The sequence below is a fragment of the Nonomuraea recticatena genome (assembly GCF_039533245.1).
Classification (GTDB): Bacteria; Actinomycetota; Actinomycetes; order Streptosporangiales; family Streptosporangiaceae; genus Nonomuraea; species Nonomuraea roseola.
Genome location: NZ_BAAATE010000013.1, coordinates 46,330 through 61,351, shown reverse-complemented (window position 1 = coordinate 61,351; position 15,022 = coordinate 46,330). Strand labels below are relative to the sequence as shown.

Below are 15,022 nucleotides of genomic sequence, written 5' to 3'. Positions count from 1 at the left end.
GGAACCCAGATGCGACGCCGCCTGTTACCCGCCCTGTGCGGAGTCCTGATCGCGACGGCCCTCGTCGCCCAGCCCGCCCTGGCCGACCCCACGGCCCGGTCCACCTCCAGGCCCCCCTCCTCACCCGCCGAGCCGTCCGTTGATCCGTCCCCCTCGGATACCCCGACCGCCTCGTCCACCCCGGCGGGACCGGGCCGGTCGGGCCGCGCGGCGGTGCGGGCGGCGGGCGGCCAGCCCTACGCCTCCTACTGGCACCCGAACACGATCCTGAACTGGAACCCGGCGACGGACCCTGACGCGCGGTTCAACCGGTCGCGGGTGCCGCTGCGGCCCCGTGTCTCGGACCCCGCGCTCAAGGCCAACCCGAACGCCCGCGCCGGCGAGGGCAAGATCGCCTCGCTGGTGTCGTTCGGGCCGACCTCGAACAACCCCTCGCAGGGCTCCCTCGACCCGAACTACTACGCCTTCACCCACTGGCAGTACATCGACACCCTGGTCTTCTGGGGCGGTTCGGCGAGCGAGGGCCTCATCCTCGCCCCCAACGCGACGGTGATCGACGCCGCGCACCGCAACGGGGTCAAGGTCTACGGCACGGTGTTCTTCCCGCCCACGGCATACGGCGGGCAGATCCAATGGGTACGCGACTTCGTGCGGAAGTCCGGCTCGAACTACGCGGTCGCCGACAAACTGGTGCAGGTGGCCCAGCACTACGGGTTCGACGGCTGGTTCATCAACCAGGAGACCGCGGGCGGCGACGCCGCCCTGGCGACCGAGATCCGCTCACTGATGAAGTACGCCAGGGCCAAAAGCCAAGTCGAGTTCATGTGGTACGACGCCATGACCGAGAACGGCTCGGTCACCTGGCAGGACGCGCTCACCACGGCCAACGACGCCTTCCTGAGCGACCCCGCCAGGGTGTCCGACTCGATGTTCCTGGACTTCGGCTGGGGCGCGGGCAACCTGCGGTCGTCGCGCGACCTGGCCCGCTCCCTCGGCCGGGACGAGCACGAGCTGTACGCGGGCATCGACACCGAGGCCAACGGATACAACACAGGGGTGAGCTGGGACGCGGTCTTCCCCGCCGGTCAGCCGCACGTCACCTCGTTGGGCATCTACCGGCCCGAGTGGACATGGAAGTCCTCCTCGAACCCGGCCGACTTCCGCACCCGCGACTCCCGGTACTGGGTGGGCGCGAACGCCGACCCGTCCAACACCGCGACCTCCTCCTCCTGGAAGGGCCTGGCGCACTACATCGCCGAGTCCACGGCCGTGACCGCGAAGCCGTTCGTCACCGGGTTCAACACCGGGCACGGCGACTTCTACAACGTCGGCGGGGCCCGCGTGCGCACCGGCGGCTGGAACAACCTGTCAGTGCAGGACGTGCCCCCCACCTATCAGTGGGTGGTGAACTCCACCGGGAACCGGCTCACGCCGTCCATCGACTACGGCGACGCCTACGAGGGCGGCTCCTCGCTGCGGCTCACCGGGAAGCTCGACGCGGCCAACACCGTGCGGCTCTACCAGGCGAAACTGCCGGTGACGGCCGACACCAAGCTGTCCGTCGTGGTCAAGACACCCGCAGCGGGCCCGACCCAGCTGAAGGCCGCCGTCGCGTTCACCGACGCGCCTGGCACCTTCACCACGGTCGACCTGGGGTCCACGAGCGGCACCGGCTGGGAGCGGAAGACGCTGGACCTGTCGGCGCACGCCGGCAAGACCATCGCCCAGCTCGGCCTGCGCGCCGAGGGCTCCGCCGCCTCGTACGACATCCGGGTCGGGCAGCTCGCCGTGTACGACGGAGCCGTGGACGCGCCCGCCGCGCCCTCCGGCCTCCAGGTGCTCGGCGCGACCGACGTGTCCTCCTCCCGCAAGTCGCTCCGCCTGGCCTGGACCGCCGCCGGCTCCGGATCCGGCGGCCAGGTCCACCACTACGACGTCTACCGCCGCAACGCCGACGGCTCCAGGACGTACCTGGGTGCGACCCCGAACGACGCGTACTTCGTGCCGCAGCTCGACCGGGCCGGCGCGGAGACCAGCACGACGATCGAGGTCGAGGCCGTCTCCACCGAGTACGGCCGGTCGGCCGCCGCGACCGCGACGGTCGCCTGGTCGGGTGAGCCGGGGGAGGAGAACCGCGCGCTCGGCCGTCCGGCGACCGCCTCAGGGCAGTGCGCCGCGGACGAGGGCCCGGCCAAGGCCGTGAACGGCAGCGTCACCGGCGGGAACTCCGACAAGTGGTGCACGCTCACCGCGGACAGGTGGCTGGAGGTGGACCTCGGCGAGGCCCGCTCCCTGACCCGGTTCGTGGTCCGGCACGCGCAGGCCGGCGGGGAGTCTGCGGCGTTCAACACCCGGGACTTCACGATCCAGGTGCGCTCCGCCGCCTCGGAGGAGTGGAAGACCGCGGTGACCGTCACCGGCAACACGGCGGCCACCACCACCCACCCGGTCACCCTCACCGCCCGTCACGTCAGGCTGTCCATCAGCAAACCGACCCAGAACACCGACCCCGCCGCCCGGATCTACGAGTTCGAGGCGTGGGGGAGGTAGCACGGTAACGCGCCCCACCAGGCCGGTCGCGCCGCTTGCTCCCCGCGACGCGACCGGCGGTGCCGACTTGATCGCGGACGCGGCGGCGTTTCAGCGCGGTATCACCCAGCCCGGCGCCCAGGTCCCGGCGGCGTCGTGGCCGGCCGCCGTGGCGGCGAGATGGGCGCGGAGGGTGGCCATCCCCGGGTGAGGGTTGTCGCGGTGCCACAGGAGCGAGTGCGGGTAGACGGGCGTCGGGTCGGTCACCGGGATGCGGCGCAGGCCGTGGTCGGCGGGCCAGACCAGACGGGTCTGCTCACCCATGAAAGTGGCCAGGGCCGGGGTGTCGGCGATGGTGTCGAGGAGCGCGTCGGAGCCGAAGTTGGGGCCCGTCGCCTCGATGGTGAGGCCGAACTCGGCGACGAGATCGTCGTAGTAGGCGGCCCACTCGGTACCGGGGACGATGCCGGGCATCCAGATCCGGTGCCCGGCGAGCTGAGCAACGGTCAATGACCGGGCGCCCGCCAGCGCGTGGGCGGGCCCGGTGAGGAGCTGGAGCGCCTCGTCGAGCACCCGGACGGACTCGATGTCCTCGGGAAGGGGCCGGCCGGGCACGGCGACGGCGCGGAAGGACGCGTCGATCGCACCGGACCGAATGGCGGCCACGGCCGTCTCGATGTCGAACAGCATCACCACGTCGAGCTCGATCTCGGGGTGCGCGCGATGGAAGGCGCGCATCAGGCCCGAGGCCGCGCTGCGTGAGGCGATCACGTCGACGCGCAGCGGACGGCTGCCGGGGAGCACGGACGCGACCGCGCGCTCGGCGACGCGCAGCAGCTCGCGCGCGTGGGGCAGGAACGCCTGCCCGTCGATGGTGAGCCGGGCCCCGCGCGCCGTGCGGGTGAACAGCCGCACGGCGAGGTCCTTCTCCAGCCCGGCGATGCGCTTGGAGACGGCCTGCTGGGTGATCGACAGATCTGCGGCGGCGTCCTGGAACTGGCCGGCGTCCACGACGGCGACGAACGTGCGCACAGCATCGAGATCCACACCGACTGACCTTAGTGCACAACTTGGGGTTGTGTGCTTCCGGTCAGTCGGTTGTTTGACCTGCCTTCTGGCTGCGCGTTTTGATCTCTCCAATCAACGGGTGGTTGTTCCAAGAGATGGCGGGGTGCGCGTTGCGAAGGTCGCTGGGACGGCAGTTCAGGTGGTTCTGGGCCGCGTATGCGGTCAGCACGTTCGGCACATGGCTCGCGTTCGACGCGTTCGCCCTGATCGCGATTCTCGCTCTGGACGCAGGGCCTGCCGAGGTGTCGGTTCTGGCCGCCGCGGGGCTCGCGGTCGGGGCGGTGGTCGCGGTGCCGCTCGGGCCGTGGGTGGAGTTCCGGCGTAAGAGACCGGTGATGATCGCGATGGACCTGATCCGGTTCGCGGCGCTGATGAGCGTTCCCGCCGCCTACGTGCTGGGCCGGCTGAGCTTCGCTCAGCTCCTGGTGGTGGCGGTCGTTGTCGGCGCGGCCGACATCGCCTTCACCGCTGCGAGCGGAGCATGCCTGAAATCGCTCGTCCGCTCCGAGGACCTGCTCGTTGCGAACGGGCGGTTCGAGGCCACGACCTGGACCGCCACCGCGCTCGGGCCGCCGCTCGGCACCGCCGCGATCGGACTGATGGGCCCGGAGACGAGCGTGGCGGCCAACGCGGTCAGCTTCCTCCTCTCGGCCGTGGGAATCCGCGCCATCGGCGGGCGGGAGCCACGTCCCGCGCTACCCGCCACACCGCCCCGGCCTGGAGCCGGCGACCTGCTGGAGGGATGGCGGTACATCCTCGCCAGCCCGGCGCTGCGTCCGTTGTTCTTCAACACTGTCCTGGTCAGCGGCCTGATCATGGCAGCCTTACCGTTGCTCGCCGTCCTCATGCTCGGCGACCTCGGGTTCGCGCCCTGGCAGTACGGCCTCGCCTTCGGCCTTCCCTGCATCGGCGGACTCATCGGCTCGCGACTGGCCCGCCCGCTCCTTGCACGGTTCGGACAGCACAAGGTCATGCTCACCGCCGGGACGCTGCGCGCGTGCTGGCCACTCGGACTGGCCTTCGTCCACCCCGGTCCCACCGGGCTCTTCCTCGTCATCGCCGTCGAACTCGGGCTGATCACCTGCATGGGGGTGTTCAACCCGGTGTTCGCCACCTACCGGCTCGAACGGCTCCCTTCGGACCGTGTCGTCCGCACGCTGTCCGCCTGGTCGATCACCAGTAAAGCCACCGTCGCCGCCATGACCGGCGTGTGGGGCCTGCTGGCCGGCCTCACCAGTCCCCGCATCGCGATCGCGATCGCCGGTCTCCTGCTCCTGGCGACCTCACTCCTGCTCCCTCGACACGACCGCACGCCCTCGGAAAGGCAAACACTCGCATGAACGCCCCCGCGCTCGACCCCGCGCGCACCGCCCTGCTCCTCATGGACTATCAGCCCGCGATCCTCGCGCTGCTACCCGAAAGCGACAGTGAAGCCCTGCTGGGACGGATGGAGAAGGCAATCGCCGACGTTCGCACCAAGGGCGGCACCGTCGCCTACGTCCGGGTCGGGTTCACCGAGGCCGACTGGGCCGCGATCCCGCCCGCCAACAGGTCCTTCGCACCGGTCGCCCAACACCGTCTCATGCACCACGCAGACCCTGACACCGCCATCCACGAACGTCTCTCTCCCCAGGACGGAGACATCATCGTGCGTAAGACCCGTTACGGAGGCCTGTCCACCACCGACCTCGATCAGCGGCTGCGCGAACACGGCATCACCACCCTGGTCATCGCGGGCATCAGTACCAGCGGCGTCGTCCTGTCCACCGTCCTCGACGCGGCCGACCGCGACTACCAGCTCTACGTCCTGGCCGACGGCGTCGCCGACCCTGACCCCCAAGCGCACGACGTCCTGCTCCATCAGGTCTTTCCCTCACGGGCCCACATCCTCGAAACCGCCGAGCTGCACACCCTCCTGCGGACTGACTGACGCGGGCCGCGCCCGCCCGCGACCGGCGAGGTGCTGATGTCGCGAAGCCTTCTGGCAGCGGTCACTGATGGTGAGACCAGGAACCGCCCGTCGGCGCCGCGCGTCGATCTCCAGTCAGATCCAACTCGTCTCCAAGCCCTCGGCGGTGGACTATGCCGTGGTTCCACAGGAATGAGATGGGAGTCATCAATGTCACGACTGTCCAGGACGGGCAAGCGCATCGGAGCCGTGCTGTTCGGCGCGGTGGCCGCCGCCCTGATCAGCACCACGGCCGCAGCTCCCGCCCACGCGGCGCCCCCGTGGTGGTCCTACCAGGACGAGCTCGGGGATGCAGGCCTGTACCAGGTCCATTACGAGGACGGCCGCCCCTACACGGTGGAGCTCTGCTGGACCCACGACTGGGGCCAGGTGCCCTGCGGCCGGTACTTCTGACCGACCGACCGGACCCCTCACAGGGGTCCGGTCCGTCCCAGTTCAAATCCCCACCGTCTCCCAGTCGATGGCCTCCGCCGAGCCGTTCGACAGCGTCACAGGGCCGATCTCCTCGCCCCGGGAATATGACGTGAGAGTGAGCGGGCCGTCGAGAAGGTCCTTGTTGTGCAGCCAGGAGTCGCAGGCCCTGCGCAGTTCCTCGGCATCGGTGACGACCAGTCGAAGGACGGTGCGTACCGAACCGCCCCACAGCTCCGTCTCGACCTCGTGGTGGTCGTAGGACGCAGGCCCGCTCTCGTCGTCAGGGAAGCCACCTTCGCCGTAGATCTCAGCCAACGCCGCCAGGCAAGGAGCGACGCTCGCCCAGCTCGCGCTACGTCCGTGATCGCTGTCTTGCCAGCTAACGATGGTTATCTAGGAAGCCTTGCTGGGTGAGCGCACGGCGCTAGACCGTGCCAGTGCCGCCGGGGTGGCGGGGCGCCTGGTGTCCACGTTGCCGGTCAAGGTGTTGAGGATGCCGGGCAGTTCGGCCACCGTTTCGGCGGGCAGACCTTCCACGGTCTCCTCCGCCAGGGCGCACCAAAGCTGCTTGACCTGCTCGGCCAGAGCTTTGCCGCTGTCGGTGAGTTCGACGATGCTCGCGCGCTTGTCGGAGGGGGCGGGTGTGCGGCGGATGTGGCCGCCGGCTTCGAGCTTGCGGGTCATGAGCGTGACGCTGGGCGGCTCGCAACCGAGCGCCTCGCTGAGCTGGGCCTGGATCATCGGGCCGGTTCGGGCGAGCTCGAGCAGGAGCGCCTCTTGGCCGGGGTGCAGGCCGAGCGGGGCCAGCAGCGCGGCGGCCCTGGCCCGGTGGCGCAGGCTCAGTAGGCGGATGGCCTGGTTGAGGGCGTCGGCTTGCTCGAAGTCCATGGGCTCTCCTTGACAGATTGATTATGCGAATAACTATTATGCGCATAACCAATCTTACTCGACATCGAGGAGCCGGGCATGACCGTGAAGGTCGCCGTCATCTACTACAGCGCGACAGGCAGCGTGCACGCGCTCGCGCAGGCCGTCGCCGAGGGCGCCGCCTCGGCCGGGGCCGAGGTACGGCTGCGGCGGGTCGCCGAGCTGGCGCCCGACAGCGCGATTGACCAGAACCCGCTGTGGCGGCAGCACGCCGATGCCGCCGGGTCGATCCCCGAGGCCTCGATTGATGACCTCGCGTGGGCCGATGCGTTCGCGTTCGGGACGCCGACGCGGTTCGGCGCTCCTGCGGCGCAGCTCAAGCAGTTCATCGACCAGGCCGGCGGGTTGTGGCACGAAGGTGGATTGGCCGACAAGCCGGTCACGGCCTTCACCTCGGCGTTCAACCGGCACGGCGGCAACGAGGCCACGATCTTGTCGTTGGGCAACGTCTTCTACCACTGGGGAGCACTGATCGTGCCACCCGGATTCACCGATCCGGTCGTGTACGCCGCTGGCGGCAACCCCTATGGCACGTCGCATGTGACCGGCCCGACCGGAGACGGCCCGGACACCGCGGTGCTGGAAGCGGCCAGGTACCAGGGGCAGCGGTTGGCCCAGATCACCATCCGGCTGCGGGGAAGCGGGCGCGTCACCGATGCCGCCGCGGACGACGGGAACGCCCGCGAAGCCCTGGCCGCGTCAGCCTCCCGGACCGCGTGAGCGACGGGTTGGCAGGGAGGAAGTCATGACAACCGACAGCGCGACGCAGCGGGCCAGGCCGCATACCGGGCCCGCCTGGTTGGTCCTTGCGTTGGCGTGTGCCTGCCAGTTCATGGTGATCCTGGATTCGTCCATCGTGAACGTGGCCCTGCCCTCGGTCCGCGAGGACCTCGGTTTTACACCCACCGGCCTGGCCTGGGTGGTGAACGGCTACCTGCTCACCTTCGCCGGCTTGATGCTGCTGGGCGGCCGCGCCGCCGACCTGTACGGCCCGCGCCGGATGCTGGTCGCCGGGATGTTCCTGTTCTCCGCCTCGAGTCTGGCCGGCGGACTGGCAACCGCTCCGGAGGTCCTGGTGGCGGCTCGCCTCGCGCAGGGCATCGGAGCCGCCATGATGGCCCCGGCGACGCTGGCCGTGATCAACACCTCCTTCACCGAGCCGACCGCGCGTGCCAAGGCGTTCGGTGCATGGTCCGCCGCGGGCGGTGTGGGCGGGCTGGTCGGCGCGGTCGCGGGCGGCGCCATCACCACTGGCCTGTCGTGGCGGTGGGTCTTCCTCATCAACGTGCCCATCGGCGCGGTGCTGATCGTCGCGGCCATGATGTCGCTCGCTGGCACGCGAAGGAACGGGCGAGAGCCGCTCGACCTCACGGGCGCGGTCACGGGGACGGCGGGGCTGGCCGCGCTGATCTACGGGGTCATGCAGAGCGCCGATCACGGCTGGTCGTCTGGGCTGGTCCTCGGGCCGGTCGTGGCGGGCGTGCTGCTGCTCGTCGTCTTCACCGCGGTGGAGGCGCGCTTCGCCGCCCAGCCGATGGTGCCCCTGCGGCTGTTCAAGATCCGGGGGGTGGCGGTCGGCAACGGCATGCTGCTGATGTTCGGCGGAATCGCCATCGCGATGTGGTACTTCACCTCGCTCTTCCTGCAGAACGTCCTCGGCTACAGCGCGCTTCAAGCCGGGCTCGGGCAGACACCCGCGGCGGTGATGTTCATGATGATCGCGAGATGGGCCGCCGCCCTCCTGCCGCGCACCGGTGTGCGGCCCCTGTTGCTGTCCGGCAGCGCCTGTTTCCTGGCCGGATTCGGCTGGCTCTCCCTGGCTCATGCCGACACCGGCTATGTCACCAGCGTGCTCGGGCCTACTCTGCTCATCGCGGTCGGCATCGGGCTGACCTTCCCCACCCTCATGGCCGCGGCGACCGCCGGCGCTCCCGAGAGCGATGCGGGGATCATCGGCGGCCTGGCGCAAACCGCCAGCCAGGTGGGCGGGTCGATCGGCCTGGCGGTGCTCGCGACGGCCGCCAGCGCCAGAGCCGCGTCGGAGGCCGGCGAAGGCTCCCCGGTCGACGCCCTCGCCGCCGGATACGACCTGGTCTTCCTCATGGCGGCCGGGCTCGGCCTGGCCATCGCTGCGGTCAGCCTGCTGCTGCCTCGACACCGGCGCGGCTGACCGCCGGCGACGCCGCGGGATTCGCTCGCCGTACTCAGGGCGCAGTGCCTGTGCACGGCGATGCGCGGTCTTCTGGTCGGCTTCAGCCAGGACGTCATCCTCGGCCTGGCCGACGCCGTCCCCGGGGAGTGCTTCGCCGCCGTGCCCTGGTCGCCCTGACGTGCTCGGACCGCCCTGAGTACGGCGACAAGACAAGCCGTACCCGATCACCTTCATGGCCGCCGGCTCGCAGACCGTCCTCGTGCCGGGGTCTGGATGCCCGGCATCGTATTCGGTATCGAGCGGCGGGCCTCGTCACCGGGTTCGGCCTCACCATCAAGGCGACCGGACCAATGTTGCCTCCGACGCGCCCTCGACACTGCCGCCGACACTCCAGCCCTGGCCCCCTTCACGGGCGAGCAGACCCGCCTCATCTGGCCCACCGGCTACGGCCTGCGCCGCATCCCAATGACAGCTTTGTGTTCGTGGACGACCAGGGTGACCGCGACGCCGGAGGCGCGCATCTCCCTGGCCAGGGTGATGGCCTGTTCGAGTTCGGGGCACCCGTGTGGCGCGGGTGGAGGTCTTCTCGGAGAAGATCCGGGTGACTCCGGCGGCTTTGAGGGAGTCGAGCTGGGTCTGCAGCGATTGGCGCACTGTCGAGGCGCGGGCGTAGCCGATCTTGGCGTGTCCGGACGTCTGGGTGCCGGCGGCGGGGCGGGGCAGTTCCACCCACTCACTCCCGGGTCTGCACAGCGCGGGGGCCGGCACGGTGAGCACCTTGGCCAGAGAAGGTACGAGCCGGAACCGGGCGGTGTAGTACTGGGCGGCCACCTTGCCCCGGCCGGTCCGGCAGGGCGAGCCGGCCGGGGCGGCGCAGGAGGACATCGGGCAGTCGAAGGCTTCCACGCGGGAAAAGTCGTCGTCGCTCACCCCGGCCCGATGTTTCTGGTGATCTACTGCTCAGCCGGGTCAGACCGGCCGCTCAGCCGGTGGGCAGGGGAAACTTGATATGAGTGAGGAGTTCGGAAACCTCCCAGAGCTTTTGCGCGGTGTCATCATCGAGTGCTTTACCGGACAATTCTTCGAGGGCGGCGGGTCCGCGTACCCCGAACCGGCTGGGGCCGGAGAAGCTGGCGCCGGGGACGTCGCCGACGGTTGCCAGCAGGGTCGGTCGGGCCCCGCCTTCTGGGCTTTGGGCCAGTAGCCGCGTTCCCAGTGCGAGGGTGTGGTCAAGGATCCGCCGGCGGGTGGTCATGGTGAATCCGGTGGCTGCCCAGCCGGGATGCGCTGCCGTGGCCAGGATCGGTGAGCCGGCCCTGTTCAGGCGGCGCTGTAGTTCTCGGGTGAACAGCAGGTTGGCCAGCTTGGTCTGTCCGTAGGCGCCGAACGGCCGGTAGGGCCGTCGTTGCCACTGCAGGTCCTCGAAGTCGATGTGTGCGCTGCGGTAATTGGTGGAGGACACGGTGATCACCCGCCTGGTGATCTGGCTCAGGAGCAGATTCGTCAATGCGAAGTGCCCGAGATGGTTGACGCCGAGCTGGCTCTCGAAGCCGTCGGTGGTGTGCTGCAGGGTGTGGGTCATGGAACCGGCGTTGTTGATCAGATAGTCGATGGGGCCGTCCGTCGTGCGGGCGAACTCACGCACGGAGGCCAGCGACCCGAGGTCGAGCGGGCATGACTCGGTGAGGCCGCCTATCTCGGCGGCGGCCGCGCGCCCGCGGGTCTGGTCGCGCACGGCGAGGATGACCCGTGCGCCCTTCGCCGCCAGTGCGGCAGCGGTGGCCTTGCCGATGCCGCTGCTGCCGCCGGTGATGATGACGGTCCGGCCGGTCTGATCGGGGATATGCATGGTCATGAGTGATGGCGGTCTTTCGGTGATCGTGTTGCGCGATGTGTTCAAGATCGATGACTTCCGGATGTGCCGCTTTACAGGCTGTTCCAGAAGTCCGACAGCATGCGGGCGGTCCGGGCCGGGTCCTGAAGCATCCACCAGTGACCGAGGGCGTCGAGGTCGACGGCACGGGCGCCGGCGCGCTGGGCGGCGCGGTGGCGGAGGGCAACGCTGCCGGCGGTGAGGTCGTCGGTGGCCACGGGAACCAGACCGGGCCGGGCTGCGGCCGCCGGCAGATTGCGCCCGCGTTCGGCCAGCATGTTCTCGGGTACGGAGCGGTACAGCGACAGAATGGCTCTGCCCATCTCGGGGCCCTGTCCGAGCGCCACCTGGCCGGCCGCTGGCTCCGGGATGCCCCACGAGATCATGCGCGCCGTCCGTTCCGCGGCGCCTCCCGAGAAGGTTTCCTCGATGTGGCGTTCCCCATCCCCCGGCGTCTGCCAGGTCTTTGCGATCTCATGCCACGTGAAGTCCGGTTCGTACCCGCCAATGGTGTCGCTGATCCAGCTGCGCACCAGGTCGGGGCGGGCCATCGCGACTTCCAGCACGTAACCGCCGCCGAAGTCGTGACCGACCAGGTCCACCGGGGTCCTGAGCTGCGACAGTTCGTCAATGAGCCAATCCCGGTAGTCCAGGAAGGTGGCGCCGAAGTCTGCAGGAAGTGCGGTGCCGAAGCCCGGAGGTGAGAGCCGGACCACGTCCTGCTGCTGGGACTTGGGCAGTTCGCTGATCAGAGGGGTCCAGACCGCAGAGGTCACCGGTACGCCGTGGACAAAGACAATGGTCATGCCAGGTATGACACCACCAGACCGGCGTAGGCGTCCAAGACCTGCATTGCACCCCGTGATGCAAGAAGTGCATAACGGTGGACTAGTCTGGGGGCATGCTTCCCGATCTGGACCTTCGGCTGGTCCGGTACTTCACGGTCGTCGCCGAGCAGCTGAACTTCGCCCGGGCGGCCGAGGAACTGCGTGTCGCCCAGCCTTCCCTGAGTCGTCAGATCCAGCGCCTGGAGAACACTCTCGGCGTGCGTCTGCTGGAGCGCACCACCCAGGGCAGCCGCCTTACCGCTGCAGGCGCGGCTTTCCTGCCCAAGGCACAGCAACTGCTGCACGGCGCCCAGCAGGCGGTCCAGACCGCCTTGGCCGCGGCGCCGGCCCGCACGATCACCATCGGGTACGTCGACGATCTCGTCATCACACCCGCCGTGCGCAACCTGCGCCATCGCTATCCCGACGCCCACGTCCGTACTCGTCACCTCGGCTCGCAGGAGGCCTCCGCGCTGCTGGAGCGGCAGGTCGATGTCCTGGTCACCCGTACGCCGCTGCCGATCCCAGCCGAGGATCTGGAGGTGACGGTCCTGTACTCCGAGGCCCGGGTCCTGCTCGTGCCCGCGTCGCACCGCCTCGCGGGGAAAGAGGCTGTCACGGCCGACGACATTGCCGCAGAACCACTCGTGGGCTGTACCGGGATGGGCGTCGAATGGACCACCTTCTGGCGGCTCGAACCCCGATCGGGCAGCGAACCCGCCCCGGTGGGTCCTACCTTGGCCGAGACCTACGAGGACAAACTCGAGGCCATCACCGACGGCACCGCCATCGCCATCGTCCCGGCCGGCGACCGGCGCTACACCCTGCGCCCCGGCCTGGTCACCGTTGCGCTCGACGGGATCGAGCCTTGCCAGATCGTCGTAGCCACCCGGACCGCGGACACGAACCCACTCGTCACAGAGTTCGTACGATCCGCGAAGGATCTCCTGGTCGGGCCCATCACCAGCGTTACGGCCCCTCCCGCCCGCTGATGGGAGGGTTCCCGGCGCGGTGCCACGACGGAGAGGTCCGCCGCCTTGGCACCGGAGACTCCGGCGATCGTGGAGATCAGCAGAGCGGCGAGGAAGCCGCCGAGCCGGGTTTCCCAGGTCACTGGAGAGCGGGGGAGCCCCAGAGCCGCTAGTTGATCTTCTTGCCCCTCTCGGTAGGCATTGGGAATCTGCCCGTCATGCCCGCTGCCCTGGCTCGGGTCAGTGCCCGACGATGTGGCCTCGGCGGCTGTACGGCAAGCGCGATCAGACCCGCTTGGACGATCAGGGTCGCCCGCCGGCGCTGCGGCCTGCTGCCCGCGCTCGGTGGCGCAAGGTGCTGAGGCCGCCAGGTACAGGCAGAGGGCCGTTAGACTACACCGATGAGCGTTCCCCTGGCCGTCCGCTCATGGCCGGCGTGGTGGAGAGCCCAGCAGGCCTCGGTCAAGGACGGCGCGCTCGCGGCGACGCTCACTGCGCTGGCATTCGTACCGACGCTGTCCGTCATTGGAGCGCAGCTCAATGACCTGCCGAAGCGCCCGGCCGACGCCTTGGCGGTGGTGCTGACCGTGGCGCAGTCGGCGCCGCTGGCGTTCCGCAGCCGTCACCCGGCAGCCTGCCTCGCCGTCATCGGCGCCGCCTTCGCCGTTCATCAGGCGCTCTGCTATCCGCAGACGTTCGCCAGCATCGGCTTCTACCTGGCCCTGTATACGGCCGGAGCCCAACAGTCCCGGCACCGTCGCACGCTCGCGGCGGCGGTGAGCGCCGGCTACGCCGCGCTCGCGATCGTCCTGAGCCAGCTGGGATCCCCCAACCGGATCTCGGACTTCCTCGCCTTCTACCTGGTTCTGGTGGTGCTCTGGATGGCCGGCGCCGGGATGCGCCGACGGCGGGCCGAGGAGGCCGAACGGCGGCGGCTCGCCGCGCTGGCGGCCGGCGCCGACGAACGCGCCCGCATCGCCCGTGAGCTGCACGACGTGGTCACCCATCACGTGACCGCCATCGTGGTGCAGGCCGACGCGGCACAGTTCCTGGTCGGCACCGCACCGCAACGCGCAGGGCAAGGGCTGGCCGCCATCAGCGACACCGGCCGGCAGGCGCTGACGGAACTCCGGTATCTGCTCGGTGTGCTGGAGGCGACCGGCGACGCCGCGCTCACGGACCATACGCCGGCCCTCGGCAGTGTCGCCGACCTGGTCGAACAGGTCCGCATGTCCGGCCAGCCCGTCGAACTGACCGAGCACGGCGAGCGCCTGCCCCGGCCCATCGACGTCGAGCTGGCCGCGTACCGGGTGGTTCAGGAGGCCCTCACGAACGCCGTCAAGCACGCGACGGGCCAGCCCACCAGGGTCACGGTCCACCACCGCGCCGGCCACATCGACATCGAGGTGACCACCGACGGGATCGCTCACGCAGAAGGCCCCGCCGTGCCGTCCGGGGGACGAGGGCTAAACGGGCTGCGCCAGCGCGTACACATGCTGAACGGTGAGCTGACCGCCGCCGCGCGGCCCGAGGGCGGGTTCAGCGTCCGGGCCCTCATCCCGTCCAGGAGCACCGGATGACCAGTACGCCGATCCGGGTGCTCATCTGCGAGGACCACGAGCTGGTGCGCACCGGTTACACCACGGTCTTCTCCGCCCAGCCCGACATGGAGGTCGTCGGCGAGGCCGCGGACGGCCGCGCGGCGATCGAGGCCGCCCGGCGGCTGCTGCCGGACGTCGTCGTGATGGACATCCGGATGCCCATCCTGGACGGCATCGCGGCCACCAGGCAACTGGCAGGGCCCGGCGTCGCCGATCCGGTGAAGGTGCTGGTGGTGACCACGTTCAACGTCGACAAGTACGCCTACGAAGCGCTCAGGGCAGGCGCCAGCGGGTTCCTGCTCAAGGACGCGCGGCCGAAAGAACTGGTGGACGGCGTACGCACCATCGCGCGCGGTGATTCCCTGCTCGCGCCCGCCGTCACCCGTGCCCTCATCGGCCGCTTCGCCGAGCGCTTGCGCCCCACCGACTCCTCCCGGACCGCCCTGCAGGAGATCGTGCGGGCACTGACTCAGCGGGAGCTGGAAGTACTCGAACAGCTCGCTGAGGGCCTGTCCAACGCGGAGATCGCCGCACGATTGTCCATCAGCGCCGAGACCGTCAAGACGTATGTGTCGAGGATCCTGGCCAAACTCGACTTGCGGGACCGTGTACAGGCGGTCGTTCTCGCCTATCGCGTGGGATTGGTCTCCGCCGATCAGGGTTGACGCGGCGCCGGCTCCTGCGGCCGGCG

The 15,022-nt window shown here is 69.8% G+C and carries 15 protein-coding genes; 9 read left to right on the top strand and 6 right to left on the bottom strand.

Features of this window, described 5'->3' with window-relative positions; all coding sequences use genetic code 11:
* The first annotated feature begins 9 nt into the window (after window positions 1–9).
* Window positions 10–2,550: an endo-beta-N-acetylglucosaminidase gene (locus ABFX50_RS24545; RefSeq protein WP_346149681.1), complete on the top strand. Its 2,541-nt coding sequence runs from the start codon at window positions 10–12 to the stop codon at window positions 2,548–2,550.
* A gap of 90 nt (window positions 2,551–2,640) precedes the next feature.
* Here the strand turns inward: ABFX50_RS24545 and ABFX50_RS24540 are convergent, their stop codons facing one another.
* Window positions 2,641–3,576 (bottom strand): LysR family transcriptional regulator, encoded by a 936-nt coding sequence (locus tag ABFX50_RS24540; RefSeq protein WP_346149680.1) that lies wholly within the window; start codon window positions 3,574–3,576, stop codon window positions 2,641–2,643.
* Window positions 3,577–3,707: 131 nt separating this feature from the next.
* On the opposite strand from ABFX50_RS24540, the gene ABFX50_RS24535 reads away from it, so the two are divergent.
* The 3 genes from ABFX50_RS24535 to ABFX50_RS24525 all read left to right on the top strand — a co-directional run bounded on the left by ABFX50_RS24535 (window position 3,708) and on the right by ABFX50_RS24525 (window position 5,959).
* A complete protein-coding gene (locus tag ABFX50_RS24535; RefSeq protein WP_346149679.1) occupies window positions 3,708–4,937 on the top strand; it encodes an MFS transporter in 1,230 nt (409 codons plus the stop codon).
* A complete protein-coding gene (locus tag ABFX50_RS24530) occupies window positions 4,934–5,527 on the top strand; it encodes a cysteine hydrolase family protein (protein ID WP_346149678.1) in 594 nt (197 codons plus the stop codon). Before ABFX50_RS24535 ends, ABFX50_RS24530 begins: the two co-directional genes overlap by 4 nt.
* A 189-nt stretch (window positions 5,528–5,716) precedes the next feature.
* Window positions 5,717–5,959, top strand: a complete 243-nt coding sequence (locus ABFX50_RS24525; RefSeq protein WP_346149677.1) for a hypothetical protein — start codon at window positions 5,717–5,719, stop codon at window positions 5,957–5,959.
* A gap of 42 nt (window positions 5,960–6,001) precedes the next feature.
* On the opposite strand, the gene ABFX50_RS24520 is transcribed toward ABFX50_RS24525, so the two are convergent.
* Both ABFX50_RS24520 and ABFX50_RS24515 read right to left on the bottom strand, forming a co-directional pair.
* Entirely contained in the window at window positions 6,002–6,295 is a 294-nt protein-coding gene (locus tag ABFX50_RS24520) for a hypothetical protein (RefSeq protein WP_346149676.1), read from the bottom strand.
* Between the two features lie 78 nt (window positions 6,296–6,373).
* The gene (locus ABFX50_RS24515) at window positions 6,374–6,868 is read right to left on the bottom strand and encodes a MarR family winged helix-turn-helix transcriptional regulator (RefSeq protein ID WP_346149675.1); all 495 of its coding nucleotides are present in this window, start codon (window positions 6,866–6,868) and stop codon (window positions 6,374–6,376) included.
* Between the two features lie 78 nt (window positions 6,869–6,946).
* Here ABFX50_RS24515 and wrbA point away from each other — a divergent pair, with 78 nt between their 5' ends.
* Both wrbA and ABFX50_RS24505 read left to right on the top strand, forming a co-directional pair.
* Window positions 6,947–7,627, top strand: a complete 681-nt coding sequence (wrbA, locus tag ABFX50_RS24510) for an NAD(P)H:quinone oxidoreductase (protein ID WP_346149674.1) — start codon at window positions 6,947–6,949, stop codon at window positions 7,625–7,627.
* Window positions 7,628–7,652: 25 nt separating this feature from the next.
* Window positions 7,653–9,077: an MFS transporter gene (locus ABFX50_RS24505; protein WP_346149673.1), complete on the top strand. Its 1,425-nt coding sequence runs from the start codon at window positions 7,653–7,655 to the stop codon at window positions 9,075–9,077.
* A 315-nt stretch (window positions 9,078–9,392) separates the two neighbouring features.
* On the opposite strand, the gene ABFX50_RS51380 is transcribed toward ABFX50_RS24505, so the two are convergent.
* The 3 genes from ABFX50_RS51380 to ABFX50_RS24495 form a co-directional block, all read right to left on the bottom strand.
* Window positions 9,393–9,965 carry a zinc finger domain-containing protein gene (locus ABFX50_RS51380; RefSeq protein ID WP_428834703.1) on the bottom strand — a complete coding sequence of 191 codons (573 nt, stop codon included), beginning with the start codon at window positions 9,963–9,965 and terminating at the stop codon, window positions 9,393–9,395.
* A 76-nt stretch (window positions 9,966–10,041) separates the two neighbouring features.
* Window positions 10,042–10,914 (bottom strand): oxidoreductase, encoded by an 873-nt coding sequence (locus ABFX50_RS24500; RefSeq protein ID WP_346149672.1) that lies wholly within the window; start codon window positions 10,912–10,914, stop codon window positions 10,042–10,044.
* 71 nt (window positions 10,915–10,985) lie between these two features.
* Window positions 10,986–11,738, bottom strand: coding sequence for an alpha/beta hydrolase (locus tag ABFX50_RS24495; RefSeq protein WP_346149671.1), 753 nt, complete (start codon window positions 11,736–11,738; stop codon window positions 10,986–10,988).
* A gap of 95 nt (window positions 11,739–11,833) precedes the next feature.
* Here ABFX50_RS24495 and ABFX50_RS24490 point away from each other — a divergent pair, with 95 nt between their 5' ends.
* From ABFX50_RS24490 to ABFX50_RS24480, 3 genes are all read left to right on the top strand, one after another.
* Window positions 11,834–12,751, top strand: a complete 918-nt coding sequence (locus ABFX50_RS24490; RefSeq protein ID WP_346149670.1) for a LysR family transcriptional regulator — start codon at window positions 11,834–11,836, stop codon at window positions 12,749–12,751.
* Between the two features lie 380 nt (window positions 12,752–13,131).
* A complete protein-coding gene (locus ABFX50_RS24485; protein ID WP_346149669.1) occupies window positions 13,132–14,310 on the top strand; it encodes a sensor histidine kinase in 1,179 nt (392 codons plus the stop codon).
* Complete coding sequence (locus tag ABFX50_RS24480) at window positions 14,307–14,996, top strand: response regulator (RefSeq protein WP_346149668.1); 690 nt, start codon at window positions 14,307–14,309, stop codon at window positions 14,994–14,996. The genes ABFX50_RS24485 and ABFX50_RS24480 overlap by 4 nt, the downstream gene beginning before the upstream one ends.
* Window positions 14,997–15,022 lie beyond the last annotated feature (26 nt).